The sequence below is a fragment of the Clostridiales bacterium FE2011 genome (genome assembly GCA_017569305.1).
Classification (GTDB): Bacteria; Bacillota; Clostridia; order Christensenellales; family Aristaeellaceae; genus Aristaeella.
This window is the reverse complement of sequence record CP069418.1, coordinates 404,285-429,743: the sequence shown is the minus strand read 5'-3', so window position 1 is coordinate 429,743 and position 25,459 is coordinate 404,285. Positions and strand designations below refer to the sequence as shown.

Below are 25,459 nucleotides of genomic sequence, written 5' to 3'. Positions count from 1 at the left end.
AAGATGCGGAAATGACAGGTTTTGTTTCTGCGGATAATATATCACAAGTGACAGGAAAAACGCAAAGAAAAGATGTAACGAATGCCAGATGTACGGACAATATGACAAAGGGACAGTTCCGCAACCGAAACAAACAGCGGATTTTGCATTTGCTGCAAACCCGCTGTGCCGATTGAGGTTGCGGAACTGTCCCTTTGACAATCTTTACACATTCCCCGGATAGACATAAAGTAAATGCTTCTGGGCGGCCTGGACGAGGGAATAGAGGGTGTTGATGTCCGTGGGACTCCTGTCTGTCATGCGGTGACGGGGGAAGAAGCGGGAAATATGCAGGGGGATTTCCCGGCCCTGCTTGCCGCCCTGGACGTTCTTCAGGCCGGCGACCCATTCGCTGAGGGCGAGCATCTCGTCCACGTTGTCATTTTCCCCGGGGACGATGAGGGTGGTCAGTTCCACATGGCAGCGCTTCACGGCTTCCTGGATAAAGTTCATGACGGTCTGCCGGTCTCCGCCGAGGACCTCTTTGTAATACCGGTCGGTAAACCCTTTCAGGTCTATATTCATCGCGTCAATATAGGGGAGAAGCTGGCTGAGGATTTCCAGGTTCGCGGTGCCGTTGGTGACCATGACGTTGAGCATCCGGTTTTTATGCACCAGCTTCGCGGTATCCCGGACGTATTCCCAGCAGACCAGCGGCTCATTGTAGGTGTAGGCCACGCCGATGTTTTTGCTGGGCAGATAGTAGGTGGCCAGGTCGGCCAGCCGCTCCGGGGACATGCACTCTGTCTGGATGGTGAAATCCCGATTGCCCTCCCGCTGGGCGATTTCATGATTCTGGCAGAAGGGGCAGCGGAGATTGCAGCCCAGGCTGCCCACGGACAGGATCATTTTGCCCGGGTGAAACTGCTTCAGCGGTTTTTTCTCGATGGGATCAAGGGCCAGAGAGGAAATCCGGCCGTAATACAGCGGTTCAACCCGGCCGCTGACTGCGGCTCTCGCGCCGCAGGGGCCGGTCTGTCCGTCGTGCAGTTCGCAGTGCCTGAAACATACGTTGCAGAAAGCCATCTCTCAATACCGTCCTGTCAATAATGCCTTACCACTTCAAAACGCTCCAGCGTAACAGGTTCATTCTCCCGGATGCCGCCCTTGCGCCGGGCGATATCCACCTGCTCCTCCACGGTGTCCACACCGTCCAGGTCCGGAAGCAGGAGGCCTCGCCTGGATCCGCAGCTGACGATGACGCCGTAGCGGCGGACGTCCAGCTCTGCCATGCTGCTGATTTTTTCCGGCGCGGAAAGGACGTCCACATTGATTTCCAGCCACTTCAGCTCCTCCGGCCCGATGGGATCAAACCGGGGATCCCGGGTGGAGGCACTGACGGCGTTGCTGATAATCTCCTTCGCGATGTTCTCCCGGGTCGGCAGGAAGGTGCCGATGCAGCCCCGGAGCTTGCCCTCCTTGTGGATGGAGACAAACACGCCGGCCTGCTTCCGCTTCATTTCGTCCGTGGCCCAGTCCGGAACCTCCGGGGTGGTCCGTTCCAGCACATAGGATTCCACGGTTTCCCGGGCCAGGCGGACAAAGGGATCTTCCGCCTCATGGCGCCTGCGGAGCTTTTCCTCCTGCGCCGCCCGGTACTGCTCCAGGAAGTGACGGTTTTCATCCGGACCTGCGGGATGGAAGGAGCAGATGCCGTAGCCGACGCCGGTGACGTCCTCATGGGAGTACACCTTTGCTTCCACGGCCAGCCCGTCCAGGGCGCCGGCCATGATCACAAAGGAACGGTGGCCGCATTCGGCTGCTTTGTCACAGAAGGTTTCGTCAAATTCCAGCATCTCGCCGAAGGCAGCCCGTCCGGCTACGTCCATGATCCGGGCGTCATATTCCGGCCCTTCCTTGGCATAGCCGTAAGGGCCATAGGTCTGCAGCTTATGGGACAGGTCTCCGCTGGCAATGAGCACCGCCTTGCGGCCGGTCTGTTCCACCGCCTTGCGGAGCATCATCCCGAAGGTATAGTGATCCGCCAGGGAAAGGCCGGAGAGGCCGATCCGCACCAGGCGGTAATCTGTATATTGCTGATCCACAAAGTACAGGGGCACCATGGTGCCGTGATCCAGGTGCTTATCCCGCTCGCCCAGGATGCCGGCGGGGAAGTCCTCCGCCCTGGCAAGGGCACAGAGGGCCTTCACCAGCTCCGTATCGTACTGCTTGCGGAAGGAAACCTCCGGCGCCCGGAAGTTACCGAAGTCCCCGGAAGCATGATCCCCGGGGGAAATATGGAAATAATCGGCATAGAGCACACTGTGGGGGCTGGTTACGATAATGGTTTCCGGTTTGATTTCCGCGATCTCCGAGGCAACAGCTTCATAGGCCTGAATGGTTTTCAGGACCTGGTTTTCACTTCCTCTGCCCACCTGGGGAACGATCATCGGGGGATGGGGAACCATATATGCGGCAGCGATGGACACAGGGATGCCTCCTTTTCCGTCTTCTGCTTCGTATCAACTTATGGGAGCTTTTGAAACACACCTTCAATACTTCTACAGGAACAGGGAAGTTACCTGCCGGGTAAAAAGGAAAATATAGGCTTTTGATGCAACAAAAAAGGGAACGATAATCATTTCTATCGTTCCCCCGGTATAGCTGCCAGTGATTGCTCAGCTGTTGCAGCTGCGAGCCTGAACCGTGATGAAGTCGTTCTTTTCTTCCTCTTCAACCGCGGAGGCGCTTTCCCGATTTTTCCTGCTCCTGTAATACAAGAGCAGGCCGATCACCATGCCGATGGCAAGGCTCTTCATTCCGAACAGGCTGCCAAGGACAGAAGGCGCGATGTCGACCAGCAGACCGAACACAGGGATGATTACGAATACCACCGAAAGAATCAGTGCGATGGCTGCGGCGAGGATAATCCAACCGCCCATCATCAGTACAAGCAGGCCGGCCAGAAAGCCGCCAACTGATCCTCTGTGTCCATGCAAGCGGCCACGAGGACCCATGTTCATGTTCTTCATCAAGATCATTTTCAGGATCCTCCTTTACATCATTCGGCAGGGCTCATTCCCTTACCGTGATCCAAGGATAACATGGATCCCCATCCCAATACAGAACGAAAAAGGACGAATAACCGCAGTTATTTTTCCAAAAGCTGAAAGTCCGGACAAGGAACCGTCCCCTGTCCGGAACACTTTTACTTCTGATCAGGCAGTTCCTCGGCAAACTTGTTTGCAGAGAGAACAATCAGCTTCTGGAAGCCATCATCCTGCAATATGTTGCTGTACATTTCCATTATTGCCTGGGCAACTGCGGCATTCTCCATAAGATTCATGCCGGGTTCATAGGGAATGGTTTTCCTGTCGCTGAGGTCAAACAGCGGTTCTTCTGCATCACAGTAATCTAAGCTGCAGATACACTCAATTTCTTCAGAAGGCATTGTCAGATGAGCCTTGATCCGCCCGTCTTCGAGCTTTTCAAAGCGGCAAACCAACTGACCGTAATTGTACGTGCCAGGAGTTAATGCCGGAGTAGTTTCGGCATTGAACAGGGGTTTTAAAAGCTCCGGCAAGGCAGGCACTTTTTCAGGGTCAATACTTGGAATATAGGTCTTAAATAGTTTTGCTAAGAATACTCGCGGGGGACATTCATCACCGCGGAAAAAGACCCTTTCACTGCAATTGGACAGCGTCAGGCTTCCGTTTCCGTCCGGAAGTTCTTCCGCCCAGAGTGCCAGCAGCTCCTGTCCGTTCCGCTCCATACTGAGTGAAAGCTGTACCTGATCAAATTGATCCGTGGTTAGAAGACGATAATGCGCGGAAGGCATATCAATGCGTTCATTATTGACGATAAAAACCAGCTCTTCAAAATCCATAGCAAAGCCGCAGGTGTATTGAACAGGGCTTTCAGCCAGTGCGGCCTGCCCGCACAGAAGGATCAGAACCAATAAGCATGCGAGAAATCGTTTCATTTCCTAACTCCTTTTAAACAACGAGATTTGCAGTCGCTTATCCGATTGTACCACGGATAAACCGTCGGCACAAATTGGGAAGCATCCGCTTTTGTTCCCCTTGTTATTTCCACGCTTTGACGTATAATGAACATAATATTTGAGAGCGGGGGAAGAAGCATGAACAAGACTTCCATCCAGACGGAAACGCAGGAAAAGGACGTTTCCCGGGAGAAGATTATCGTCAGGACAAGTATCATCGGCATCATCGCCAATGTGCTGCTGGCGGCGTTCAAGGCAGCAGTCGGCCTGCTGAGCCACTCCATCGCCGTCATCCTGGACGCGGTCAACAACATCTCCGACGCGGGCAGCTCCGTGATTACCATCGTCGGGGCCAAGCTGGCTGGCCGTGCACCGGACAAGAAGCATCCCTTCGGCTACGGCCGGATTGAATACCTGAGCGCCATGGTCATTTCCGTGATCGTGCTGTACGCCGGCGTGACTTCCCTGGTGGAATCCATCAAGAAGATTATCAATCCGGAAGCCCCGGATTACTCCGCCGTTTCCCTGATTATCATCGGGGTGGCAGTGCTGGTGAAGTTCTTCCTGGGCCGGTACGTGAAGGCCACTGGTGAGAAGGTGAACAGCGATTCCCTGATCAACTCCGGCGAGGATGCCCGGTTGGACGCGGTTATCTCCGCCTCCACGCTGGTGGCTGCCGCCATCTTCCTGATTTTCCATATTTCCCTTGAAGCCTGGCTGGGTGCCCTGATCTCCCTGGTGATCATCAAATCCGGCGTGGAGATGCTGAAGGACACCATTTCCCGGATCCTGGGCGAAGGCAACGATCCGGAACTGGCCAAAGGCATCAAGCAGACAGTCCGGAGCTTCCCGGACGTACAGGGAGCCTATGACCTGGTGCTGCACAACTACGGCCCGGAAGCCTGGAACGGCTCCATCCACATCGAGATCCCGGATACCTATTCCGCGGACAAGCTGGATGCCCTGATCCGGGATATTGAGGAAACCGTCTATAAAAAGCATAACGTGATCCTGACTGCCGTGGGCGTCTACTCCATGAACACGAAGGATCCCTTCATCACCGAGACCCGGAAAAAGGTACAGAGCATCGTGCTGGCCCATGAACATGTGAAGGGCATGCACGGCTTCTACCTGGATCAGGAGAACAAGCATATGCGCTTTGACGTGGTGATCAGCTTTGACGCCCAGGACCGTACCGCGGTCTGGCAGCAGATTGTGGCGGATGTGCAGGAAGCCTTCCCGGACTATGAGCTCCGCATCGCCATGGACCTGGACTTCTCGTAAAAAGGATACAGGAAATGAATAATTATACGATCAGAAAAATGACAAAGGACGACTGCAGTGCAGTCGCCCATGTCATTTCAACATCCTGGAAGGAAACCTACCGGGGAATTATTCCGGAGGAAGAACTGAACCGGACCGATGAGCGGACCATCGCGGAGAACAGCCGGAAAAACTTCCCGGAGGAAAACCACCAGTTTGTGCTGGAGGCGGGCGGCGTCATCGCCGGATACATGAACGTGGGCCTGACGGATGAGAAGGAATATGAGCGCTGCGGGGAAATCCATGCGGTCTATCTCCTGAAGGAGTTCAAGGGCAAGGGCTTCGGCCGGAAGATGGTTGAGGCCGGCATCGCGGAACTGAAGGCCATGGGCTGCGACAAGATAGTGATCGGCTGCCTGGCGGGGAATCCATCCAACAGCTTCTATGAGCACATCGGCGGGAAACTGATCAAAACCAGGATTTACGAACGGCTTCAGCTGCCGGAGAACGTATACTTCTTTGAAAGGATCTGAGAAGATGGATCTGAAAGAGATTGAGCGCTTTGTCGGAAAACAGGATGTGAGTTTCGTCTGCTCCATGGACGATGACGGTTTTCCAAATGTCAAGGCCATGCTGAAGCCCCGGAAGCGGAATGGCCTGAAGGAGTTCTGGTTCTCCACCAATACCTCCTCCATGCGGGTGCGGCAGTACCAGGACAACCCTAAAGCCAGTATTTATTTCTATCACAAGGGACTGATCCGCTATGAGGGCGTGATGCTCAAGGGCACCATGGAGGTGCTCACGGACCAGGCAACCAAGGACATGATCTGGCGGAAAGGGGACAGCGTCTTCTACAAGAAAGGCGTGACCGATCCGGATTACTGCGTCCTGAAGTTTACCGCGGAAAGCGGAAGGTACTACAAGGACCTGAAGACAGAAAGCTTCACAGTGGAATGAAAGAAAAATGGACACTGGAGACAATCTCCGGTGCCCATTTTTCCTGTCGTTCCCCAAGCTCAACCACTGGTTGAAAAAATAAAGGGGCACGTTATTGCTCACGGCGGCGGCTTATGTTATTTTGATTGTGTCGTAAGAGCAAGTCTATGAGAGGAGAATGAAGTCCAGACATGAAGATCGGGGAAAACATCAGGGCGCTTCGTAAGGCACGCGGCTTTACACAGGAACAATTGGCGGACATGCTTGGCATTTCATTTCAGGCAGTATCCAAGTGGGAAAACAATGCAAACACGCCTGATATCTCTCTTCTGCCTATGATCGCAAAAGCGTTGGGCACGTCGATTGATCAGCTGTTCTCCGAAAACAATCCCGGTTCATGGGAAGGGGCGGAGATGATCAAAAACGACGATGTGATACGGATTGTGCAATTACAGGGGCACAGGATTCTGAAGGCGATACCTGCCAGTCAGAAAAACGTATCTTTTTCTATCGCCTTTCCTCGTGACTGCAATCAGGAGACGCAGTATTTTAAGGTTGAAGTCTTTGGGAATGTCATCACAGACGGTTCCATCAACGGGGACGTTATCTGCCATGGCAATATTGACTGCTCAGATATAAATAGCAGCGGTCCGATTCAGATTTCGGGAAACCTCTCTGCGAACAGGATCAATGCGATGGGAGGAAAACTCGTTTGCAGAAGCATCGCTGAATGTCATGAAATTCAATGTGCCGCGATTGAATGCAAAGGAGATATTCACGCCACAAATATGATCGCTTCAGAACAATAAAAGGAACTGAACGGCAAAACAAGAGCAGCGCCGGATGGCGCTGCTCTTGCTGTTTAATGGTTATTCCGCGCATCCCGGGACGAAGACCGGCATGGGTTCAGGCGCCGGGGCGTTGGGATCCTTTTCCGGGGCTTCGCCCAGGGATTCAAAGGCCAGATCGTACTTTGCGGCATAGGCCTGGGCAGTGCTGCCTTCATAGCCGCGCAGGGTGGCCTTGGGGCTGTCATCCAGGATGTTGAAATCCATCTTTGCCCGGTATTCATCAGAGAAGTTCTCGTCATCCTCCATGAGAACCGCTTCCGGATTCAGTACGGTGAGGGATTTCAGTACGGAGTTATCCGCGAAGGCATAGCCGGAGATGTTGCACACGGAAGCCGGGAGCGTGACGCGCTCCAGGCAGTCAGTGAAGGTGAAGCACATCCACGGGATGGTGGTGATGCCGTCCGGGATCTCAACAGTCTTCAGGTGCTGGACGTGCTGGAAGGCCCAGGGAGCGAGGGCTTTCATTTCCGCCGGGAAATCATCCTTGCCCAGGTGCTCCGCTTTTCGTCCGGCGGGATATGCCAGCAAGGTGCCGTCATTATCAAACAGCATGCCGTCTATAGACTTGCAGGTCTTATTATCCGGGGAGACGTTGATATCTGTCAGGGATTCCATGGAAGAGAAGTCATTGTAGAAAGAGTTTCCGTCAAAGGAGGCGGGAATCTCAACGACTGACATCCGGGCAGCACCGAGAGCGGCGCCACCGAGCCATTTCGTTCCTTCCGGAATGGCATAGGTTCCGCCCACATTCTTTCCGTCCGGATAATACAGCAGGGTTTCCCTGTCGGCACTGAAGAGCACGCCGTCCACGGAGACGAAGTTCTTATTGCCCTGGGCAACCTTGAACCGCTTGAGGGCAGGCGTGATATTGAAGGCCTGCATGGATCCGAGCGTCTCCAGGGAGGCGGGCAGGGTGATGTCAGCGAGGTTCGGGCAGTTGAAGAAGCAGTAGCACTGAATCTCCTTCAGGCTTTCCGGCAGGATGATCTTCCTGGCGTTGCACCGGTCAAATGCAAATTCGCCCAGAACTTCGATGCCGTCAGGTACGATGACTACTTCTTCATCAATACCGGTATAACGCACCAGGGTTGTGCCGCTGGTTTCGAAGAATCCGTTTACTTCCACTTCGAGCTCGGCGGGTACGGTTATTTCCCCTTCTTCAGTTTGGAGTACGATGACATCGGGAGTCGGGACTGCAGAGGCAATGTCTTCGCTATTCGCAGCGGTCTGTAAACTGCTGTCATCGGCATTCAGGGCTTCAAACTCAATGCCCCATTTTTCGGCAAAAGTCTGTACATTGCTGCCGGCAGTGCCGCAGAGTACGACGCTGCTGTTTGCATCGCTGAAGACATTAGCACCGTTTGTGCCTTCGCCCCAGGAGTCCTCCGGGAAGTAAACATACTCGCCGGGCAGCGTAACCTTCTTCAGGTTCTGACAGTAGGAGAATGCATAGCCGGAAATGAAATCTGTGGCAGCAGGGAACGTCACGCTCTCAAGGGAATGCGCTCCCATAAAGGCCATCCAGTCTACCGAGTGTATTGTATTCGGCAGTTCGATTGTCTTCAGGTATTCATTTCCCTGGAAAGCAAATGCACCGATGTTGGTCAGCCCGCGGGGAAAGTCTTCCTTTTTCAGGACTTCACCTTTCTTCGAGGCCGGATACAGTACCAGCGTACCGTTGTGCTGGTACAGGACGCCGTCCACAGAGTAGAAACAGGATTTGTCGGAATTGACGGTAATCTCTTTCAGACCGCTGATGCAGGAAAAATCGCCACCCTCGTCATGCAACGTTGTCAGCGTGGAAGGAAGCTCAATGGAAGACAGTGAAACACCGCTGAAGGCAGAGTACCCGATTTCTTCCGTTCCTTCCGGAATGGCATAGGATTTGTAACGGTTCTTTCCTGCGGGGTAGTAAAGCAATTTTTTACCATCCGCGGTAAACAGGACGCCGTCTATGGATGTATAGTTCGCGTTGCCTTCCGCCACATTGATTGCCTCAAGCTTCTCATTGTTGCCAAAGACACAGGCCTGGATGATCGGATCGCTGTATTGTTCATCGTATTCGTATTCCAGGTTGGTCAGGGAGGCAGGCAGTGTGATTTCCTTCAGATTGTAACAGTTCCCAAAGGCATAACTGCGGATCTCCTCCAGGGTTTCGGGAAGGATGATCTTCGTAGCAGTACTTCCGCAAAAAGCGGATTCGCCGATTTCGGTGATTCCGTCGGGAACGGTGACTACATCCTTGAATCCTTTGTATTTCACCAGGGTTGTGCCGTCAATTTCAAAATCGCTGTCCGCGCTTTCCGCGGACACGGCGAAACAGAGCGCACATACAAGCAGCATGCTGATGATAAAAGTAAACAGTTTCATTCCATACTGACGTTCCATTCCGTCACATCCTTTCTTTGTGTTTCCTTTGCCCTTTCAGAGGCTTACATATATATAGACGCAGAAGCCTCTTGTTTTGTTCACGGACTGCAAATTTGTTTACACCATTGTTACATCGCTGTGAAAACAAGGTAACAGCAGGCATGATATATTCTCATCAGGAACAGGCGGGCCAGTGCACAGCCCGCAGGCCAAATGAAAGGGAAAAAGGGGTTTGTCTGAAATGAAAAAGTGTCTGAGCATGATCCTGGCGGTACTGCTGCTGTGCGGAGGAATCATTACCGGTTCCCTGGCGGAAGGTGAGTTTGAATATACGGCCAAGGGAAAGAAAGCGGAAATTACCGCAATCAACGGAGAAGGCGAAGTTGAGGTTCCGGCGGAACTGGACGGAAATAAGGTTACGTCCATCGGTATGCATGTTTTCAACTGGAATAACACTGTAACAAAAGTGACCCTGCCGGAAGGCTTGCAGAAAATTGAACGCGGGGCTTTCGCCGGCAACAATAAACTGACGGAGATCAATATTCCGGACAGCGTGACCTCCATCGGCAACGGAGCATTCTCCTCCTGCTCCGCGCTGGAGACCGTTGAAATCTCTCCCTATCACAAAACCTACGGCATCTGCAACAAACAGCTGTTCCTGAAAAAGAACATGACTCTTCTCCGGTACTATGGAACCGAAAGAGGCACCTGTGAAGTTTTCTGGGGCATCAAGACCATTGGAGAAGAAGCGTTCAGCGGCAGCACAGTGAGCACCATCATCCTGCCGGATTCCGTGACGGCAATCGGCCCCTGCGCCTTTATCAGCTGCGGAAACCTGAAGAACATCTTTATCCCCAACAGCGTGAAGTCCATCGGCGTCCAGGCTTTCTGCTTCTGCGATTCCCTGGAAAGCATATCGATTCCCGCCAGTGTGACCAGGATTGACCCCGGTATATTCGATTACTGCGGAAAGCTGACGGATATCCAGATTGATCCGGCCAACAAGAAGTATGAGGCACAGGGCCTGTTCCTGATTGACAAAACAAAAAAGATGATCATCAGCGCCCCCAGCTCCCTCAAGGGAAAGGTTGAGATTCCGGACGGCATCAAGGAGATCGGAAACGGCGCCTTCCAGGGATGCAGTGATCTGAAGGAACTGACCATTCCTGACAGCGTGAAGAAGATCGGTGTCAGCGCCTTCTGGAACTGCAGCAGGCTGGTGGTCAAGGCCCATGCCGGTTCTGCCGCCCAGAAGTACTGCGAGCAGAATGATGTCAAATTTGAAGTCATCGAATAATCATCAGTTTTACATAAAGGAAAGGAAGTTTACTTCAATGAAAAAGTGTTTGAGCATGATCCTGGCGGTACTGCTGCTGTGCGGAGGAATTGTTTCCGTTTCCCTGGCAGAAGGGGAGGATCTGTATGAATATACGGTAAACGGCAAGAACGTGGTCATCACCGGCGTGAAGGACAAGGAGATCAAAAAGGCTGAGGTTCCGGCTGAAATCGACGGTAAAAAAGTGACCGTCATCGGGTCGCAGGCCTTTTACGGCTGCAACGACCTGAAGACGGTGGTCCTTCCCGAGGGTTTACAGAAGATCGAATACTGTGCGTTTGAAAACTGTACGGAACTGGAATCCATCAATATTCCGGACAGCGTGACAGAGATCGGAGACGAGGCTTTCGCAGCCTGCTTTGTGTTGGAAAACGTTGAGATTTCTCCTTATCATAAGGTCTTCGGGGTGAACAGCGACATCCTCTTCCGGAAAAAGGACATGACCCTGATCAAGTACCTGGGCCAGGTGGAAGAGGATGCAACGATCATTGCGAACGAATACGATGTGTTCTGGGGTATGAAAACGATCGCGAACGACGCGTTCAACGCCTGCAAGCTGACAGCCATCAATCTGCCAACCACTGTCCAGAATATCGAAAGCTGTGCTTTTGTGTCCTGCCATTATATGAAGGAAATGGTGATCCCCGAAGGCGTGAAGACCATTGGATCCCAGGTGTTCATGCATGACTACGCGCTGGAATCCGTTACTATTCCGTCTACCGTGACGAAGATTGGCGACGGTATCTTCAACGGCTGTGACAAGCTGAAGGAAATCAACATTTCCCCGAAAAACCGCAACTACGAGACAAAGGACCTGCTCCTGATCGAAAAGAAGACCCAGAAGATCATCGGCGCTTCCTGCGTCATTGAAGGAAAGCTCACCATTCCGGACGGCATCAAGGCCATCGGCAGCGTTGCTTTCCAGAGCTGCGGGAAGATCACCGAGCTGACCATCCCGGACAGCGTGAAGACAATTGAATGGGGCGCCTTCTGGAACTGCGACCAGATGACCATCAAGGGCCATGCCGGTTCCGCTGCCCAGAAGTACTGCGAAGAGAATAACATGAAGTTCGAAGTCATCGAATAAGCGGAATTTCATCAGAAAACACAGAATGCGATACGAAAAACGGGCAGGAGAATGAATCTCCTGCCCGTTCTCATTTTCATGGGATTATTTCAGCTTCAGGCCGTCCCGGAAGGCGTTTCCGACGGCTTCTCCCACCACGCGGTATACGTTGAAGGACGGATCGAAGATGATCGGCTTCAGTTTGCCCAGATCCACCTTTCCATCCGTCAGGATGCTGTCATCTGCCTGGGAGGCCACGATTTCGCCGATCAGGTAGCCGGTTTTCGGATCCCAGGACCTTACTTTGCACTCCAGCGTCAGCGGATACTCCTCAATGATCGGCGCGTTTACATGCGCGCTCTTGTGCACGTGGCATCCGGCTTTCTCGATTTTATTGACCTTGTTCCCGGTCTCCATGCCGAAATAGTCGGAGATCGTGACGGTTTCCGCCGTGCCGAAGGCCACGGTGAAGGCTCCGGTTTTCTCAAAGTTGTCGGTGGTCTTATGCTTCGCGAGCATCAGGGTAATTTCTCCCATATCGCTCTGCATCCCCCAGGCAGCGTTCATGGCGTTCGGGACGCCTTTTTCGTCATACGTGCCGATGATAAACACGCCTTCCGGGGTAATAATGGATTTGTTTCCGGTGAATTCCATATACTTTTTCCTCCTGCACTTTATGGGTTCTGTTTCTGCTTTACAGGGAAGCAGTCAGGATCTTGGTAATATCCTGCTCCGTCAACGGTGCCCAGGCGTTCTCCAGCCCTTCGTTCACCGCGATATGGTGCGCCATCTCCCCGATACGGCTTTCATCAATGCCCACGTCCTTCAGGTGCATCGGGATGCCAATGGATTCAAAGAACTTATACGTTGCGTCAATGGCTTTTTCCGCAATCTCTGTTTCCGGAAGGTTGGCGTCGATCCCGAAAACGTTGATGCCGTATTTCACAAACCGGTGCAGCGTACGCTCATTCAGGATGTGCTTCATCCAGCGGGGCGTGATGATGGCCAGTCCCTCTCCGTGGGTGATGTCGTAATATGCGCTCAGTGCATGCTCGATGCCGTGGCATGGCCAGCCGGAGGTGCTGCTGCCCAGGGCATAGATACCGTTGCATCCGTAGGTACAGGCCAGCATCATCTCGGCGCGCGCAGTGTAGTTTTCCGGATTCTCCAGGCACTTCCGGGCGTTGACCATCAGGCTCTTCAACCCTGCCTCCATGAAGCCATCCGCCAGCAGGGAGGATTCCTCGCAGAAGTACTGCTCCATGATATGGTTCATGGCGTCCGCACAACCCGCCGCTGTCTGCTTCTTTGAAACGGTGAAGGTATAGGTCGGATCCAGGATCGAAACGGCAGGATAAAGCAGCGGATCGACGTATCCGATCTTGTCGTTGGTTTCTGTGCGGGAGATGACTCCGCCGGGATCATATTCGCTGCCGGTAGCGGCCAGCGTCAGGACATCCACGATCGGGAGCGCAGCCTGTGCCTTGACTTTGTAGGAGATCAGGTCCCAGGGATCGCCATCGTACTTCGCCCCGGCGGCAATGGCCTTGGAGCAGTCCAGTACGCTGCCGCCGCCCACGGCCAGGATTACGTCCACCTTGTTTTCCTTGCATAGCCGGACGCCTTCCAGCACGCTGGGGTCATATTTCGGGTTGGGCTGGATTCCTGAAAGCTCAATAATCTCCCTGCCCGCAAGCAGCTCCTTTACCTTGTCATACAGCCCGATCTTTTTGATGCTGCCCCCGCCGTAGGTAAGCAGGATTTTCGGGCCAAACTGGTTCATCACTTCCGGCAGTTTCTCGATGGAGTCCTTGCCGAAGATCAGCCGGGTAGGGGTCATATAATCGAAATTAACCATCTCTGTTTCCTCCTTCATTTATCATTCGTCGCCGTAGATTTCCTGGATCATCGGGAAGGTGCTCCAGGCTTTGGGCCATCCGCAGTAGAAAGCCAGGTGGGTGACAATCTCCACAGCCTCCTCTTTTGTGACGCCGTGCTCTTTTCCCAGGATCAGATGTGATTTGAGCTGCGGATACAGTCCTGCAGAAAACAGTGCCGCAATGGTGATCATGCTGCGGTCCCTGGCGGAGAGCTCCTCTTCCCGGGACCAGACTTCTCCGAATAATACGTCGTCATTCAGTTCGGCAAACTTGGGAGCCAGTTGTCCCAGGCGTTCTCTGCCGGCAGTCTGCTTTTTCATTGCGATACCTCCTGTTTGTCTTTTTATCCCTCAAAGGGAAGATGCATGGAAGCGTATTTTTCTACGGTTGCGTCATCCGGTTCGTAATACTTCTTTGTACCGTCCAGCTTCGCGATTTCCGCCATTTCTTCATCTGTAAGGGTGATGTCAAAAAGATTGAAGTTGTCGCGGATATGATCGGGGTTTTTCGATCCGGGGATGGTGATGAACCCCATCTGTGTTGCCCAGCGCAGAACGATCTGTGCGCTGCTCTTGTGATACTTGTCCGCCAGCCTGCTGAAGACTTCTTCCTTCACCAGCCCAGGATCGCCGTGACCCAGCGGATACCATCCCATGAGCCGGGTGCCGTATTCCGCCAGCCTGTTCATGATCTCCTTCTCTGTGCAGTAGGGATGTGCTTCCAGCTGGATCACATGGGGTTTGATTTCTGCTGCCGCCAGCAGCCGCTCCAGTTTTTCACCGTTCATGTTGGAGATGCCCAGGGAGCGGGCCTTTCCTTCCTTGTATGCTTTTTCGATCAGCTTGTAGCCGGCCATGAAACTGCCGGAAGGCTGATGGATGAACAACAGATCCACATACTCGAGGCCGAGACGCTTCAGCGTTTTTTCCACGGCTGCTTCATCCTCATAGACCGTCGGCCAGATCTTTGTGGAGACAAAGACTTCCTCCCGTTTTACAATGCCGTCACGGATGGCGCGGGCCAGAGCTTTGCCTACAGCTTCTTCATTCATATAGGCATTGGCGGTGTCGATCATCCGGTATCCGCCCTTCAAGGCGGCGTAGACGGATTTATCTGCGTCTTCCGGGGAAATCATGAAGGTGCCGATGCCGAGAACGGGAACCTCGACGCCGTTATAAAGCCTGATATATTCCATGTTGATGCCTCCTTCAGTATGCGTTTTGGGTGATCCTGTGATCTTCCTGACAACTGGAGTTTACAACAGGAAAAAGATAATGTACAATGCCAATATCGGAATCTGCTATATCAGAAACGCATAGTGGAGGGAACGGAATTGATCGAGATTCACGTCCTGCAGCAGTTGGTTGCCTTTGCAGATTGTGGCACGCTGTCCGCCGCTGCGGAAAAACTGCATACGTCCCAGCCCGCACTGACACGGTCCATGTACAGACTGGAGGCAGATCTTGGTGTTCCGTTGTTTGTCCGGAGCAAGAACCGGCTTGGCCTGAATGAAACCGGCGTCCGGGCAGCGGAATACGCCCGGCGAGTCCTGGATTCGGAAAGGGATTTTGAAACCCAGGTGAAAGCCTTTGACCGCAGCCTGCATACGCTGTCGGTCGGCTTTTGCGCACCGGTTCCTCAGGAAGTCCTGACGCCTGTGCTGAACACAGTCTTTGAAGGGATGACCCTGTCCGCAGACATGAAGGATGACGCAGGTTTCCCGGATGCGTTACGGCAGGGTGTTTATCAGCTGGCGGTGATGCATTGCCGACCGGAGGGGGACGAGTTTTTCTGTAAGAAGTGCGGACACGAGGATCTTTTTATTTCCGTCAGCCCGTCCAATCCGCTGACATTCTATCCTGAAATCCACCTGAAGGATCTGGATGGACTGTCCATCCTGCTGTTCAGCAATATCGGGTTCTGGGCTAACTTCCACCGGGATAAAACGCCGAATACAAAATACCTGCTGCAGGTTGACCGAAGTGCTTTCACGGAGCTGGCAGCAGGATCTGATTATCCGGTTTTTGCTTCAAGTTATTTTATCCGGCAAGGTAATTCAGTGCCGGGTAGAGTGAATATCCCCATCGTGGATTCGGAATGCCATACGGATTTTTATCTTGTCTGCCTGGAAAGGGATAAAGGAAAGTTTAAGAAACTGTTCGACAGTATCAACGACAGAACCATATACTGAACAGGGAAAGCGAAAAACTAAATAGCCGGTTATGAATTACTTTCTACCGGTGAAGCTGTAATGGATTCCACAGAGACGGGGATCAGACGCGCATTCTCATTGATTTTCAGACCCTTGGGAAACAGGATGTAGACTTGCTCTGTTTCTCCTGTGCTGTTGTCTGTGCAGTAATGCATGTAGACCATGTTTTTGGCAATGTACAAAAAGTTCTCATAGTTCTGCCGGAGGGATTTGTTTAAATCCTTTAAATTGTCGGCTGGTGAAACAGGCGTGCAGAATTCCTTGTTCGCGATACGCTCCCTGATCTCCAGCACAGACAAGGGTTTTCCGCTTTCATCCACCCAGTAAAAATTGCTTGTGATATCCAGCATAACCCATTGGTTCAGTTTGCTGTCCCAGACTTCGTTTACCACATGGCAGTCTGAATCATAGACCGAGTTCGGATTAATCCAGACCTTCCGGGAATAGATCCCCAGGGCGAGACACATCTCATTCAGGATCTGGGCTTTGGCCCGGCAGTTGATCCCGTGGGACTTGTTATCCAGGCTGTACTCCAGCAGCGAAAGGGCATTCATTTCAATATGGTTGTCATAATTGGACTGATGGCGCAGCCTGCCCGCATACTCGTTCATGAGCGCTTTGGCTTTTTCAAACTCCGATCCGTTCCCGGCTGTCTTGTCTATTCCGTGACGGGCAATGAGCTTGCTGTACTCGGCGTTATCGAAATCATAGGTAATCCGGCAGTTCTCTCCGTCCCGGAATTCAGACAGTGACCGGATGATCCCGGCTTCCATGGTATAGATCTGCTCTGGATCCTGGAGATAGGACGTATAGGTAAGCCAGCTGCCGTACCCGGACAGGAGATAACCCGCCAGTCCGGCGGACAGCAGGAAAAGCACCAGAAGGATACAAAACACAACCTTCATTTTTTTGCTCATGGGAAACACCACCTTAAGATATTCCAGTAAAAGCAACACGCAATGATCACAGGTTTCATCCGGATATGAATTATAATAGAATATGAACAGAATTGCGACCCAATAAACCCAATAACCAAAAAAACAAAATCGAGCGGCACCGGAAAACCGGTGCCGCTCTTGTGGGGGAAGGGGATAGGGAAAAAAGGGAGATGTATGAAGAAACATCCTGCCGAATTCCGCCGGCAGTATTGGGATAAGCTAGATCAGGGCCGGCCGTTGTCCCTGTTGACAAGGACAGTATATCCCGGGAACCTTAAGTGAAGCTTAAAGGAAAAAGAAAAACAAAAAGGGATCCTGAAAAGGATCCCGGGAAACAGCCAACCTTAATGCGGTCCACTGGTGCAGTAGGTGCGGATATCCACGGTATACTCTGACACTGCCCAGCTTTTATGACAGTAATCACAGGTGTCCGTTCCGGTCACCTTCCAGAACTCCCGGATATGGGTATGCGGACCGTGATTATACTGGCAGAACCCGCAGTAAACCGGAGCATCCTTCTTCACCCAGCTTTCCCTGTAGGTACAGTTCTTATGAGTGCAGGCCAGCGCCGCAAAACATATCGACACAGCAGACAGCACTAAAACCGCGGCAAGGACAAACGCCAGTAGCTTTTTCATGTTTTTACTCCCGAAAATATTGTTTTACGTTGAATTTACTCAGTAACTATATACTTCCCGCGGGTTGAAGCGCTGTCCGCACTCACATACATCGTATACAATAGTCAGGTAGGGAGACACGTGATAATATGAGGTGCCTTCGGATCCTTTCTTCTTTGTATGTTTCTCCAGTCCAACTTTGAGAACATATTTATCAGCATCTCCTCCACACTCCAGACAATGGGTATAGATGATTTCAACGATGTTGTGATATGGCGTATCTCCTCTGCTGGTAACACCATATCTGTGTCCGCCTACAGCGTGTTCACCGCCGCAGATGGTGCAGTGGTAGAAGGTTTCAGCAACCACACTGATAATGGGTAATGCAAAACAAACAACCAGCAAAAGGATCGCTATAGCTCTTTTCATGTTATACTCCTTTCACATCAATCACTGAAAACAAGAAAGCACGATACGCATGGGCGCATCGTGCTGAACAGGCTGTTGATCAAGTGTTGGGGCTGTAGGGGCAGTATTCTGCACCTTCAATAGTGTCAAGATGGAGATAATACAGTTTGCCGCAGTCGCATTCATATACGGCATATACATTATAAATTGGAACCTTATGATAATGAGCATAAGTGCAGGAATGGCATCCCTGTACATAACTTCCGTTCCTTGTGGAACGGTATGTCTCAACTGTCTTAAACACATACACGTGGGAATGGCCGGCAGCCAGGGTAGTGCCTACGATAGAGAGAACCAGCACCAGGACGAGACACAGAGCAATTAATCTTTTTTTCATGGTATTATTCTCCTTTTTTTTGAATCGAAACGGTCTGCATCAGACGGGCCGTTCCTTAACAGGGTATACAAATATCAGTCAGAATGTTGACAACCGACAGCTCAGTGAGCGCACGAGCAGGTCACACTGATGGTGACTGTCTTTGTGTCGATATAGCTATCATGGCAGTTCGGGCAGGCATACACCGTGATGATATCCTTGCAGCTCTTAACGTGTGCATGCATAACAGACGTATTATTCGGGCACATTGTCATTATTGGTGTGGTATAAAATTTCGTGGTCTGGTAAACCTTCGTGTAATAATGGGTAATGCATCCAGCCAAAGCTGTTGCCGCAACGGAGCAGATCAGGACCAGCGCACAGATGAGAGCCAGAGTCTTTTTCATTTGAATACTCCTCCTAAATAATGATTATTTACCCGGTTTACAGGAAACCAGAAAAAGAGACAGCAATCAGCCTGTTCTCAGTGAGCACACGGGCAGTTATCGCTGAGCAGGGTGGTGACTGTTTTAATGTCTGTTTGATGGCAGTTTGGGCAGGCGTACACAGTGATGAGATCCTTGTAGTTCCTGGTGTGCGCATGGGTAGAATGATTATTAGGGCACTGTGTCCAATAGTGATCGGAATAATAGTACGAGGTCTGATAAACTCTCTCGAAATGGTGGTTGGCGCACGCAGCCAGAGCAGTTGCCGCAATGGAGCAGATCAGTACCAGGGCGCAGATGAGAGCCAGAGTCTTTTTCATTTGAATACTCCTCCTAAATAATGATTATTTACCCGGTTTACAGGAAACCGGAAAAAGAGACAGCAAGCAGCCTGTTCTCAGTGAGCGCACGGGCAGGTTTCGCTGAGGAAGGTTGTGGTTGTCTTGGTGTAGGTTTCATGGCAGTTCGGGCAGGAGTACACAGAGATGAGATCTTTGTATTTCCTGGTATGTGCATGGGTATAAGGATTATTAGCGCACTGTGTCCAGTAGGGCTTGGTATAGAATTTCGAGGTCTGATATACCAAGTTGAAATGATGGCCGGTGCACGAAGCCAGAGCTGTAACCGCAATGGAGCAGATCAGCACCAGTGCACAGATGAGAGCCAAAGACTTTTTCATGGAATACCCCTCCTTAAATAGAATAATGATTTAACCCGGTTTACATGAAACCGGAAAAGAGCCAAAGATCAGAAAACAGTCAGCTGACAATCAGGGCTGGCAAGGGCAGCTCTGGTTGATAAACGTCTTGACGATCTTGGTATAGGTATCACCGCACTTCGGGCAGTAGTACACATACACCTTGTCTTCATAGTTCAGAAAATGAGGATGGACATACTGGTTATACTCACAAGTCGTCATGCAGTAGGGAACGGAAGAAGTACCGGCAACCGTCTCGTGAATCAGGAAATACGAATGAGTGCAGGCAGCCAGGGCTGTTGCCGCAATGGAACAAACCAGCACACCCGCCAGCAGGAAAGCCAGGAACCTTTTCATTGACAGACCCTCCCAATAAAGTATTTAGTTATTGCCGACAACGCAGAGAGCATACACAAAAAAGAACCCCAATACTACCCAACATGCACAACTGGTCAGTTTATCTGCATCATTGGAAGGGAATTGATCAAACAGACTGAAAAACTGCTCATTCCTTGTGATGGCATAAAGAAAAGACAGCGCCTGCTGCGCTGCCTGAAGGAGGAGAAAAAGAGTATGAAGAAACATCTTTTTGCCGGAGCCCTGGTCCGGCAGGGAGATGGTATTCACTAGATCAGGGTCGGCCGTTTCCCCTGTGAACAACTGTAATATAATCAGTGAACCTTAAATGAGTCTTAACAAAACAATACAAATTAAAAAATGAGTTCAATTTAGTCATTTCCCCCCAAAATGACTAAATTGAACTCGGAAATGATGCAATTGAAAAGGGGGCAGCATCCCTGAATACTGCCTCCATACATAAGAAGGAGAGCATGAAGAAACTCTCTGCTTGCGTACACAGTATACGCCCAGAACACCCCCGGAACCACTGAACCTGCATAAGTGGTCGAAAAAACTGCAGAATTGGTAAAAACAGTATCCAAACGCGTCCGACGCGTTACAAGTATTGCAGTGACGTAACATTGGTGTAAAATCCCGCCAAACCTGTTGTTTTCAAGCTTTCCGCATGATATATTGCATTCAGATCCTAGGAAATAAACTCAACAGGAGACGAGTATGGCTGGTTCAGTAATCATCACTTGCAAGAAATGCGGCATGCCGCTGAAGAAGGGTACCAAGGTCTGCTCTTACTGCAGGCAGGATACCGGTTATCTGATTAACCGTGCCCCGAAGGAAAAGAAAACAGGCATCCGGATCCTGGGACATACCATCCGGCTTCCCTGGGTCACCCTGATCCTGGTAATCCTGAATGCTGTTGCAGGCATCTACAAGCTGGCCGGAGGAGAATCTGACGTACTCCGGAACTTTGGTATGTACCAGGGTGCCCTCCAGCATGGAGAGTATGGCAGGATCATCCTGAGCAGCTTCCTGCACCTGGGATTCCCGCATTTCATCGGCAACATGTATGCCCTGCTGACCTACGGCTTCGTCTTTGAAAACCGCATCGGCAGATGGAAGTACCTGGCCATTTACCTGGTCTCCATGCTCGGTTCCGCTTTGCTCATCAACTTCGTGGGCGGCAACGCCCTCCATGCCGGTGCCAGCGGCGCCATCTGGGGTCTGATGGCAGCCAACCTCCTCTACTGCATCTTCACCCGCAGAAAGTTCCTCTATATGCTCTACGCCCTCCATGCGGTCATTGGCAACGTCCTTTACACCTTCTCCTCCCACGTCAGCTGGCAGGGCCACTTCGGTGGAGCCATTGCCGGCGCCATGATCGCTCTCCTGCTCTTCGCGAAGGAAAGAAAAGAGAGCAAACCGATCTTCTGAAAAGAACAACAGACAAAAAACTACAAACCAACAAACACAGAATCCCGGCAGCTACCGGGATTTTTCATATCCAGAAAAAAAGAAGGCAGCGAATCAGCTGCCTAAAAGGGAAAAGGGGAAGGGAAAGTATGAAGAAACATCACACCGGCGGAAACAAAACCGGAAGTGATGGAATCCGCTAGACCAGGGTCGGCCGTTTGCCCTGTTGACGGGGATAATATAACCCGGGTTGCTTAATTGTACCTTAAGGGGATTGTATTCATTTTTTTCTCAACATAGAAAGATGTATTTCTGGTTTCAATTTGATCACAATCGTATTCAATTTGATCATTTGAAAGCAAAATGATCAAATTGAATTGACTTTTGATCAAATTAAATATAAAATCAATTTGATCAAAATGTGTACAAATGACTAAATTGAAATGCAGAAAGAGGCAATTGATGAGAAATTTTGATTATCAGAATACATACAAGAAACTGCTGACACCGGAGATCGTATCTTTTACGAATCAAATCCATGAACAGAAAGGGCAGCAGAATCTCTTTATAACTGCACATGCCGATGTACTTGCCGAGCTTCTGGAAATTGCAAAAATCCAGAGTACGGATGCATCCAACCGTATTGAAGGCATTATTACAACGGATGCAAGGTTAAAACAGCTCGTGCGGGATAAAACTATGCCCAAATCGAGAAATGAACGGGAGATTGCCGGATACCGGGATGTCCTGACAACGATTCATGACAATTATGATTATATTCGTATAATACCTAATCATATTCTTCAACTTCATCGCGATCTGTATAAGTTTAGTAATGCTTCTATTGGTGGAAATTATAAAAACGCAGACAACATTATTGCAGAAGAACTGCCTGACGGCACAAAAAGAGCGCGTTTTATTCCGGTCTCTGCCTGGGAAACGCCTCAAGCTATGGATGAACTATGCAATGCATATGATGAGGCACTCAAAGATCCGGAGAAAGATCCGCTCCTGCTGATCCCTATGTTTATTCTGGACTTTCTATGCATCCATCCCTTTAATGATGGAAACGGGCGTATGAGCCGTTTGTTGACGCTTTTGCTTCTGTATCGCTCCGGCTATATTGTTGGAAAATACATCAGCTTGGAAAAAATAATCTCGGATAGTAAAGAAACCTATTATGAAGTACTGCAAGCCAGTTCTACAGACTGGCATGAAGGTACCAATGATTATCTGCCGTTTGTACGGTATATGTTGGGAATCATCATTGCAGCATATCGTGACTTTGATTCCAGAGTGGATATTTTGATCACAAAAGGACTGACAAAGCCGGGAAGGATCGCTGAGATTATTCGGGGGACTACCGGACAGATAACGAAAATTCAGATTATGGAGCAGTGCCCGGATATCAGCCAGGTGACCATTCAGCGAACATTACGGGAATTGCTTGCAGATAAAAAGATCATTAAGATTGGCGGCGGACGCTATACATCTTATACCTGGAACTGGGAGTGAGCATCCGCGATTGACGAGCAAAGCGAAGTCAAAGCGGTTAATGCCACCCTTGTTACAGGAACATGCGATTGGCGAACCGAAGGTGAAGACAGAGCAGATGTGACGATCACAGGGAGGAAGATAAAGCATGATTACCGGGGAACTGAAAAATAAGATTGACGGTCTTTGGGAAATATTCTGGATGGGTGGTCTGACTAATCCTCTGGACGTAATTGAGCAGATGACCTACCTCATGTTCATTCATGATTTGGATACCACCGATACTCTAAGGGCAAAGGAATGTGCCATGCTGGGATTGCCGTTCGAGAGCATCTTTGCTGAGGAAGTGCAGATTGGTACACAGACCATTGATGGTACCCAGATGAAATGGAGTGTGTTCCATGATTTTCCTGCTCAGAAGATGTATAGCGTGATGCAGGAATGGGTATTTCCTTTTATCAAGAACCTGCATGGAGATAAGGAAAGCGCTTACTCTAAATACATGAGTGATGCTATCTTCAAAGTGCCTACTCCCTTGATGCTGGATAAGATCGTCACAGCTATGGACGGCATCTATGAACAGATGGCAAAGATCAGCGATACCGATGCCCGTGGCGATGTTTATGAATATCTGCTTTCAAAGCTGTCCACTGCTGGCGTGAACGGCCAGTTCCGCACACCCCGTCATATCATTCGGATGATGGTAGATCTGATGCAGCCCAAGCCGGATGACCTGATCTGTGACCCGGCTTGCGGTACCAGCGGCTTCCTCGTAGCTGCCAGTGACTACCTGAAGGAAAACAAAAAGTCAGAAGTATTTTTCAACAAACAGAACAAAGACCACTACATGAACCTCATGTTCACCGGCTTCGATATGGACCGTACCATGCTCCGTATTGGCGCTATGAATATGATGACTCATGGCGTGGAAAACCCTTTTATCGAATATCGTGACAGCCTCAGTGACCAGAACCCAGATCGTGAGAAATATTCCCTGATTCTGGCAAATCCGCCTTTTAAAGGTAGCCTGGATGCTGAAACAGTCAGTACAGACCTTCTCAAAATCTGCAAAACCAAAAAGACAGAACTCCTCTTCCTGGCGCTTTTCCTGAAAATGCTTAAAACAGGCGGACACTGTGCCTGTATTGTACCGGATGGTGTATTGTTCGGCTCCTCAACAGCACACAAAGCTATCCGGAAAGAAATAATTGAGAACAACCGGCTGGAAGCAGTCATCTCAATGCCTTCAGGTGTGTTTAAACCTTATGCCGGTGTAAGCACGGCAGTGTTAATTTTCACAAAAACCAACCATGGCGGAACTGACAATGTGTGGTTTTATGATATGAAAGCCGATGGCTTCACCTTGGATGATAAGCGTTCAGAAACAAAAGAAAACGATATTCCGGATATCATTGCGAGATTTGGCAATCTGAAAAGTGAAACAAATCGTGAACGCACAGAACAATCTTTTTTAGTATCTAAGGATGAAATTGTCCAGAATGAATATGATCTGTCGATCAACAAATATAAGAAGACTGAATATAAACCTGTGGAATATCCACCGACAGAGCAGATCATGTCTGAACTGAGAGAATTGGAAAAGCAAATCAACATAGAGATGGATGAACTGGAACAACTGTTGAAACAGTAAATTTGGATTTATGGGGGTGATGAGATGCGAAATCTCACATTTGTTGATTGTGTCGATGTTGTAGGAACAGCTTGCCCACCTTTTCCAGGTACGAAAAAATACGTTAGCACTGGAGCTATAGATATAGATCACATAGTTGATGCCGACACGGAGACCGTTGATTATGCTGGAAGACCATCAAGAGCTAATCTCGTAGCTGTTGCAGGCGATGTACTGTTTGCAAAGATGCAGGGCACAAAGAAAACACTATTAGTAACGGATGCCCTTGCCGAGAGTATCTATTCGACTGGGTTTTGTGCTGTGCGGCCGAAGAAAGGTATACTAACAGAGAGGTGCCTTTATCATCTGCTCACAAGTCAAATGTTTCTTGCACAAAAAGATAAGCACTGCTCCGGAGCTACACAAAAAGCAATAACAAACGCAGGTCTCGAGAAAATAGTAATCAACGTCCCAAATATTGAAGAACAGGAGACGATTGCAGATCTGCTTGATGCAATCAATAGGATAATCAGCCAACGCCAGCGCCAGCTCCGTGCCCTCGATTCCCTCATCAAAGCCCGATTTGTCGAGATGTTTGGCGATATAATACTTAACCCGTATGGCTATAAGAAGGAGAAGTTGAAGCTGACTTGCAACATTGTAACTGGCAACACGCCTTCCAGGTCAGTTCCCGAGCATTATGGCCATCATATAGAATGGATTAAAACAGACAATATTGTTGCAGGTCAACTACATCCAACAAAGGCGACTGAATCTCTGTCAGAAGAGGGTATGAGAGTCGGAAGAACGGTTGACAGCGGCTCTATACTTATGGCTTGTATTGCAGGAAGCATTGCGAGTATCGGAAGAGTATGTGTTACTGACAGAACGGTATCCTTTAACCAACAGATCAATGCTATCATCCCTGAATCGTACAACACACTCTTTCTATACGTGATGTTACAACTGTCAAAGGAGTATCTTGTCGAGGACATCAGTATGGCTTTGAAGGGCATACTGTCGAAATCCAAACTGGAAGATAAAGAATTCATAGTTCCTCCAATTGAACAGCAGGAACACTTTGCTGACTTCGTCTCCCAGGTCGACAAATCAAAAGTTATTGTTCAGAAAGCACTGGAAGAAACACAAATGATGTTTGATAGTTTGATGCAAGACTACTTTGGTTGAGG

The 25,459-nt window shown here is 50.2% G+C and carries 29 protein-coding genes; 11 read left to right on the top strand and 18 right to left on the bottom strand.

Annotated elements, in window-relative coordinates:
• Positions 1–204: 204 nt before the first annotated feature.
• From amrS to JRC49_01945, 4 genes are all read right to left on the bottom strand, one after another.
• Positions 205–1,065, bottom strand: a complete 861-nt coding sequence (gene amrS / locus JRC49_01960) for an AmmeMemoRadiSam system radical SAM enzyme (protein QTE71619.1) — start codon at positions 1,063–1,065, stop codon at positions 205–207.
• Between the two features lie 17 nt (positions 1,066–1,082).
• Positions 1,083–2,468: an AmmeMemoRadiSam system protein A gene (amrA, locus tag JRC49_01955; protein ID QTE71618.1), complete on the bottom strand. Its 1,386-nt coding sequence runs from the start codon at positions 2,466–2,468 to the stop codon at positions 1,083–1,085.
• Positions 2,469–2,657: 189 nt separating this feature from the next.
• Positions 2,658–3,020 (bottom strand): hypothetical protein, encoded by a 363-nt coding sequence (locus tag JRC49_01950; GenBank protein QTE71617.1) that lies wholly within the window; start codon positions 3,018–3,020, stop codon positions 2,658–2,660.
• Positions 3,021–3,187: 167 nt separating this feature from the next.
• Positions 3,188–3,961: a hypothetical protein gene (locus JRC49_01945; GenBank protein ID QTE71616.1), complete on the bottom strand. Its 774-nt coding sequence runs from the start codon at positions 3,959–3,961 to the stop codon at positions 3,188–3,190.
• Between the two features lie 159 nt (positions 3,962–4,120).
• Here JRC49_01945 and JRC49_01940 point away from each other — a divergent pair, with 159 nt between their 5' ends.
• From JRC49_01940 to JRC49_01925, 4 genes are all read left to right on the top strand, one after another.
• Positions 4,121–5,266: a cation transporter gene (locus JRC49_01940; protein ID QTE71615.1), complete on the top strand. Its 1,146-nt coding sequence runs from the start codon at positions 4,121–4,123 to the stop codon at positions 5,264–5,266.
• Positions 5,267–5,304: 38 nt separating this feature from the next.
• Positions 5,305–5,778: a GNAT family N-acetyltransferase gene (locus JRC49_01935; protein QTE71614.1), complete on the top strand. Its 474-nt coding sequence runs from the start codon at positions 5,305–5,307 to the stop codon at positions 5,776–5,778.
• A 4-nt stretch (positions 5,779–5,782) separates the two neighbouring features.
• On the top strand, positions 5,783–6,202 hold the full coding sequence (locus tag JRC49_01930; protein QTE71613.1) for a pyridoxamine 5'-phosphate oxidase family protein: 420 nt from the start codon (positions 5,783–5,785) through the stop codon (positions 6,200–6,202).
• Positions 6,203–6,372: 170 nt separating this feature from the next.
• Entirely contained in the window at positions 6,373–6,990 is a 618-nt protein-coding gene (locus JRC49_01925; GenBank protein ID QTE71612.1) for a helix-turn-helix domain-containing protein, read from the top strand.
• A gap of 60 nt (positions 6,991–7,050) precedes the next feature.
• Here the strand turns inward: JRC49_01925 and JRC49_01920 are convergent, their stop codons facing one another.
• Entirely contained in the window at positions 7,051–9,420 is a 2,370-nt protein-coding gene (locus tag JRC49_01920; protein ID QTE71611.1) for a leucine-rich repeat protein, read from the bottom strand.
• 223 nt (positions 9,421–9,643) lie between these two features.
• Between JRC49_01920 and JRC49_01915 the strand changes: the two genes are divergently transcribed.
• Positions 9,644–10,699, top strand: a complete 1,056-nt coding sequence (locus tag JRC49_01915; protein ID QTE71610.1) for a leucine-rich repeat domain-containing protein — start codon at positions 9,644–9,646, stop codon at positions 10,697–10,699.
• Between the two features lie 37 nt (positions 10,700–10,736).
• Positions 10,737–11,825 (top strand): leucine-rich repeat domain-containing protein, encoded by a 1,089-nt coding sequence (locus JRC49_01910; GenBank protein ID QTE71609.1) that lies wholly within the window; start codon positions 10,737–10,739, stop codon positions 11,823–11,825.
• Between the two features lie 84 nt (positions 11,826–11,909).
• Here JRC49_01910 and JRC49_01905 read toward each other — a convergent pair whose 3' ends face one another.
• The 4 genes from JRC49_01905 to JRC49_01890 are packed head-to-tail and all read right to left on the bottom strand — an operon-like array spanning position 11,910 to position 14,879.
• Positions 11,910–12,458, bottom strand: coding sequence for a flavin reductase family protein (locus tag JRC49_01905; GenBank protein ID QTE71608.1), 549 nt, complete (start codon positions 12,456–12,458; stop codon positions 11,910–11,912).
• 40 nt (positions 12,459–12,498) lie between these two features.
• A complete protein-coding gene (locus JRC49_01900; GenBank protein QTE71607.1) occupies positions 12,499–13,662 on the bottom strand; it encodes an iron-containing alcohol dehydrogenase in 1,164 nt (387 codons plus the stop codon).
• A gap of 21 nt (positions 13,663–13,683) precedes the next feature.
• On the bottom strand, positions 13,684–14,004 hold the full coding sequence (locus JRC49_01895; protein ID QTE71606.1) for a carboxymuconolactone decarboxylase family protein: 321 nt from the start codon (positions 14,002–14,004) through the stop codon (positions 13,684–13,686).
• A gap of 23 nt (positions 14,005–14,027) precedes the next feature.
• The gene (locus JRC49_01890; GenBank protein QTE71605.1) at positions 14,028–14,879 is read right to left on the bottom strand and encodes an aldo/keto reductase; all 852 of its coding nucleotides are present in this window, start codon (positions 14,877–14,879) and stop codon (positions 14,028–14,030) included.
• Between the two features lie 138 nt (positions 14,880–15,017).
• Here JRC49_01890 and JRC49_01885 point away from each other — a divergent pair, with 138 nt between their 5' ends.
• Entirely contained in the window at positions 15,018–15,875 is an 858-nt protein-coding gene (locus JRC49_01885; protein ID QTE71604.1) for a LysR family transcriptional regulator, read from the top strand.
• 29 nt (positions 15,876–15,904) lie between these two features.
• On the opposite strand, the gene JRC49_01880 is transcribed toward JRC49_01885, so the two are convergent.
• The 9 genes from JRC49_01880 to JRC49_01840 form a co-directional block, all read right to left on the bottom strand.
• Complete coding sequence (locus JRC49_01880) at positions 15,905–16,813, bottom strand: transglutaminase domain-containing protein (protein ID QTE71603.1); 909 nt, start codon at positions 16,811–16,813, stop codon at positions 15,905–15,907.
• A gap of 365 nt (positions 16,814–17,178) precedes the next feature.
• A complete protein-coding gene (locus JRC49_01875; GenBank protein QTE71602.1) occupies positions 17,179–17,472 on the bottom strand; it encodes a hypothetical protein in 294 nt (97 codons plus the stop codon).
• Positions 17,473–17,511: 39 nt separating this feature from the next.
• The gene (locus JRC49_01870; protein ID QTE71601.1) at positions 17,512–17,880 is read right to left on the bottom strand and encodes a hypothetical protein; all 369 of its coding nucleotides are present in this window, start codon (positions 17,878–17,880) and stop codon (positions 17,512–17,514) included.
• A 79-nt stretch (positions 17,881–17,959) separates the two neighbouring features.
• Complete coding sequence (locus tag JRC49_01865; GenBank protein QTE71600.1) at positions 17,960–18,256, bottom strand: hypothetical protein; 297 nt, start codon at positions 18,254–18,256, stop codon at positions 17,960–17,962.
• 101 nt (positions 18,257–18,357) lie between these two features.
• Positions 18,358–18,642 (bottom strand): hypothetical protein, encoded by a 285-nt coding sequence (locus JRC49_01860; GenBank protein QTE71599.1) that lies wholly within the window; start codon positions 18,640–18,642, stop codon positions 18,358–18,360.
• Positions 18,643–18,719: 77 nt separating this feature from the next.
• A complete protein-coding gene (locus tag JRC49_01855; protein QTE71598.1) occupies positions 18,720–19,001 on the bottom strand; it encodes a hypothetical protein in 282 nt (93 codons plus the stop codon).
• Positions 19,002–19,078: 77 nt separating this feature from the next.
• Positions 19,079–19,360, bottom strand: coding sequence for a hypothetical protein (locus tag JRC49_01850; GenBank protein QTE71597.1), 282 nt, complete (start codon positions 19,358–19,360; stop codon positions 19,079–19,081).
• Between the two features lie 90 nt (positions 19,361–19,450).
• Positions 19,451–19,735: a hypothetical protein gene (locus JRC49_01845; GenBank protein ID QTE71596.1), complete on the bottom strand. Its 285-nt coding sequence runs from the start codon at positions 19,733–19,735 to the stop codon at positions 19,451–19,453.
• 24 nt (positions 19,736–19,759) lie between these two features.
• Positions 19,760–20,005 carry a hypothetical protein gene (locus JRC49_01840; protein QTE71595.1) on the bottom strand — a complete coding sequence of 82 codons (246 nt, stop codon included), beginning with the start codon at positions 20,003–20,005 and terminating at the stop codon, positions 19,760–19,762.
• A gap of 447 nt (positions 20,006–20,452) precedes the next feature.
• Between JRC49_01840 and JRC49_01835 the strand changes: the two genes are divergently transcribed.
• The 4 genes from JRC49_01835 to JRC49_01820 all read left to right on the top strand — a co-directional run bounded on the left by JRC49_01835 (position 20,453) and on the right by JRC49_01820 (position 25,457).
• Entirely contained in the window at positions 20,453–21,166 is a 714-nt protein-coding gene (locus JRC49_01835; GenBank protein QTE71594.1) for a rhomboid family intramembrane serine protease, read from the top strand.
• 441 nt (positions 21,167–21,607) lie between these two features.
• Positions 21,608–22,660: a Fic family protein gene (locus tag JRC49_01830; GenBank protein ID QTE71593.1), complete on the top strand. Its 1,053-nt coding sequence runs from the start codon at positions 21,608–21,610 to the stop codon at positions 22,658–22,660.
• 127 nt (positions 22,661–22,787) lie between these two features.
• Positions 22,788–24,290 (top strand): SAM-dependent DNA methyltransferase, encoded by a 1,503-nt coding sequence (locus tag JRC49_01825; GenBank protein QTE71592.1) that lies wholly within the window; start codon positions 22,788–22,790, stop codon positions 24,288–24,290.
• Positions 24,291–24,314: 24 nt separating this feature from the next.
• Positions 24,315–25,457: a restriction endonuclease subunit S gene (locus tag JRC49_01820; GenBank protein QTE71591.1), complete on the top strand. Its 1,143-nt coding sequence runs from the start codon at positions 24,315–24,317 to the stop codon at positions 25,455–25,457.
• Positions 25,458–25,459: the final 2 nt, after the last annotated feature.

What these genes read in the sequence shown, in the direction of transcription:
- amrS (QTE71619.1), bottom strand. Translation starts at nt 1,065, where the DNA reads ATGGCTTTCTGCAACGTATGTTTCAGGCACTGCGAACTGCACGACGGA.
- JRC49_01950 (QTE71617.1), bottom strand. Translation starts at nt 3,020, where the DNA reads ATGATCTTGATGAAGAACATGAACATGGGTCCTCGTGGCCGCTTGCAT.
- JRC49_01945 (QTE71616.1), bottom strand. Translation starts at nt 3,961, where the DNA reads ATGAAACGATTTCTCGCATGCTTATTGGTTCTGATCCTTCTGTGCGGG.
- JRC49_01940 (QTE71615.1), top strand. Translation starts at nt 4,121, where the DNA reads ATGAACAAGACTTCCATCCAGACGGAAACGCAGGAAAAGGACGTTTCC.
- JRC49_01935 (QTE71614.1), top strand. Translation starts at nt 5,305, where the DNA reads ATGACAAAGGACGACTGCAGTGCAGTCGCCCATGTCATTTCAACATCC.
- JRC49_01930 (QTE71613.1), top strand. Translation starts at nt 5,783, where the DNA reads ATGGATCTGAAAGAGATTGAGCGCTTTGTCGGAAAACAGGATGTGAGT.
- JRC49_01925 (QTE71612.1), top strand. Translation starts at nt 6,373, where the DNA reads ATGAAGATCGGGGAAAACATCAGGGCGCTTCGTAAGGCACGCGGCTTT.
- JRC49_01920 (QTE71611.1), bottom strand. Translation starts at nt 9,420, where the DNA reads ATGGAACGTCAGTATGGAATGAAACTGTTTACTTTTATCATCAGCATG.
- JRC49_01915 (QTE71610.1), top strand. Translation starts at nt 9,644, where the DNA reads ATGAAAAAGTGTCTGAGCATGATCCTGGCGGTACTGCTGCTGTGCGGA.
- JRC49_01910 (QTE71609.1), top strand. Translation starts at nt 10,737, where the DNA reads ATGAAAAAGTGTTTGAGCATGATCCTGGCGGTACTGCTGCTGTGCGGA.
- JRC49_01905 (QTE71608.1), bottom strand. Translation starts at nt 12,458, where the DNA reads ATGGAATTCACCGGAAACAAATCCATTATTACCCCGGAAGGCGTGTTT.
- JRC49_01900 (QTE71607.1), bottom strand. Translation starts at nt 13,662, where the DNA reads ATGGTTAATTTCGATTATATGACCCCTACCCGGCTGATCTTCGGCAAG.
- JRC49_01895 (QTE71606.1), bottom strand. Translation starts at nt 14,004, where the DNA reads ATGAAAAAGCAGACTGCCGGCAGAGAACGCCTGGGACAACTGGCTCCC.
- JRC49_01890 (QTE71605.1), bottom strand. Translation starts at nt 14,879, where the DNA reads ATGGAATATATCAGGCTTTATAACGGCGTCGAGGTTCCCGTTCTCGGC.
- JRC49_01880 (QTE71603.1), bottom strand. Translation starts at nt 16,813, where the DNA reads ATGAGCAAAAAAATGAAGGTTGTGTTTTGTATCCTTCTGGTGCTTTTC.
- JRC49_01875 (QTE71602.1), bottom strand. Translation starts at nt 17,472, where the DNA reads ATGAAAAAGCTACTGGCGTTTGTCCTTGCCGCGGTTTTAGTGCTGTCT.
- JRC49_01870 (QTE71601.1), bottom strand. Translation starts at nt 17,880, where the DNA reads ATGAAAAGAGCTATAGCGATCCTTTTGCTGGTTGTTTGTTTTGCATTA.
- JRC49_01865 (QTE71600.1), bottom strand. Translation starts at nt 18,256, where the DNA reads ATGAAAAAAAGATTAATTGCTCTGTGTCTCGTCCTGGTGCTGGTTCTC.
- JRC49_01860 (QTE71599.1), bottom strand. Translation starts at nt 18,642, where the DNA reads ATGAAAAAGACTCTGGCTCTCATCTGTGCGCTGGTCCTGATCTGCTCC.
- JRC49_01855 (QTE71598.1), bottom strand. Translation starts at nt 19,001, where the DNA reads ATGAAAAAGACTCTGGCTCTCATCTGCGCCCTGGTACTGATCTGCTCC.
- JRC49_01850 (QTE71597.1), bottom strand. Translation starts at nt 19,360, where the DNA reads ATGAAAAAGTCTTTGGCTCTCATCTGTGCACTGGTGCTGATCTGCTCC.
- JRC49_01845 (QTE71596.1), bottom strand. Translation starts at nt 19,735, where the DNA reads ATGAAAAGGTTCCTGGCTTTCCTGCTGGCGGGTGTGCTGGTTTGTTCC.
- JRC49_01835 (QTE71594.1), top strand. Translation starts at nt 20,453, where the DNA reads ATGGCTGGTTCAGTAATCATCACTTGCAAGAAATGCGGCATGCCGCTG.
- JRC49_01830 (QTE71593.1), top strand. Translation starts at nt 21,608, where the DNA reads ATGAGAAATTTTGATTATCAGAATACATACAAGAAACTGCTGACACCG.
- JRC49_01825 (QTE71592.1), top strand. Translation starts at nt 22,788, where the DNA reads ATGATTACCGGGGAACTGAAAAATAAGATTGACGGTCTTTGGGAAATA.
- JRC49_01820 (QTE71591.1), top strand. Translation starts at nt 24,315, where the DNA reads ATGCGAAATCTCACATTTGTTGATTGTGTCGATGTTGTAGGAACAGCT.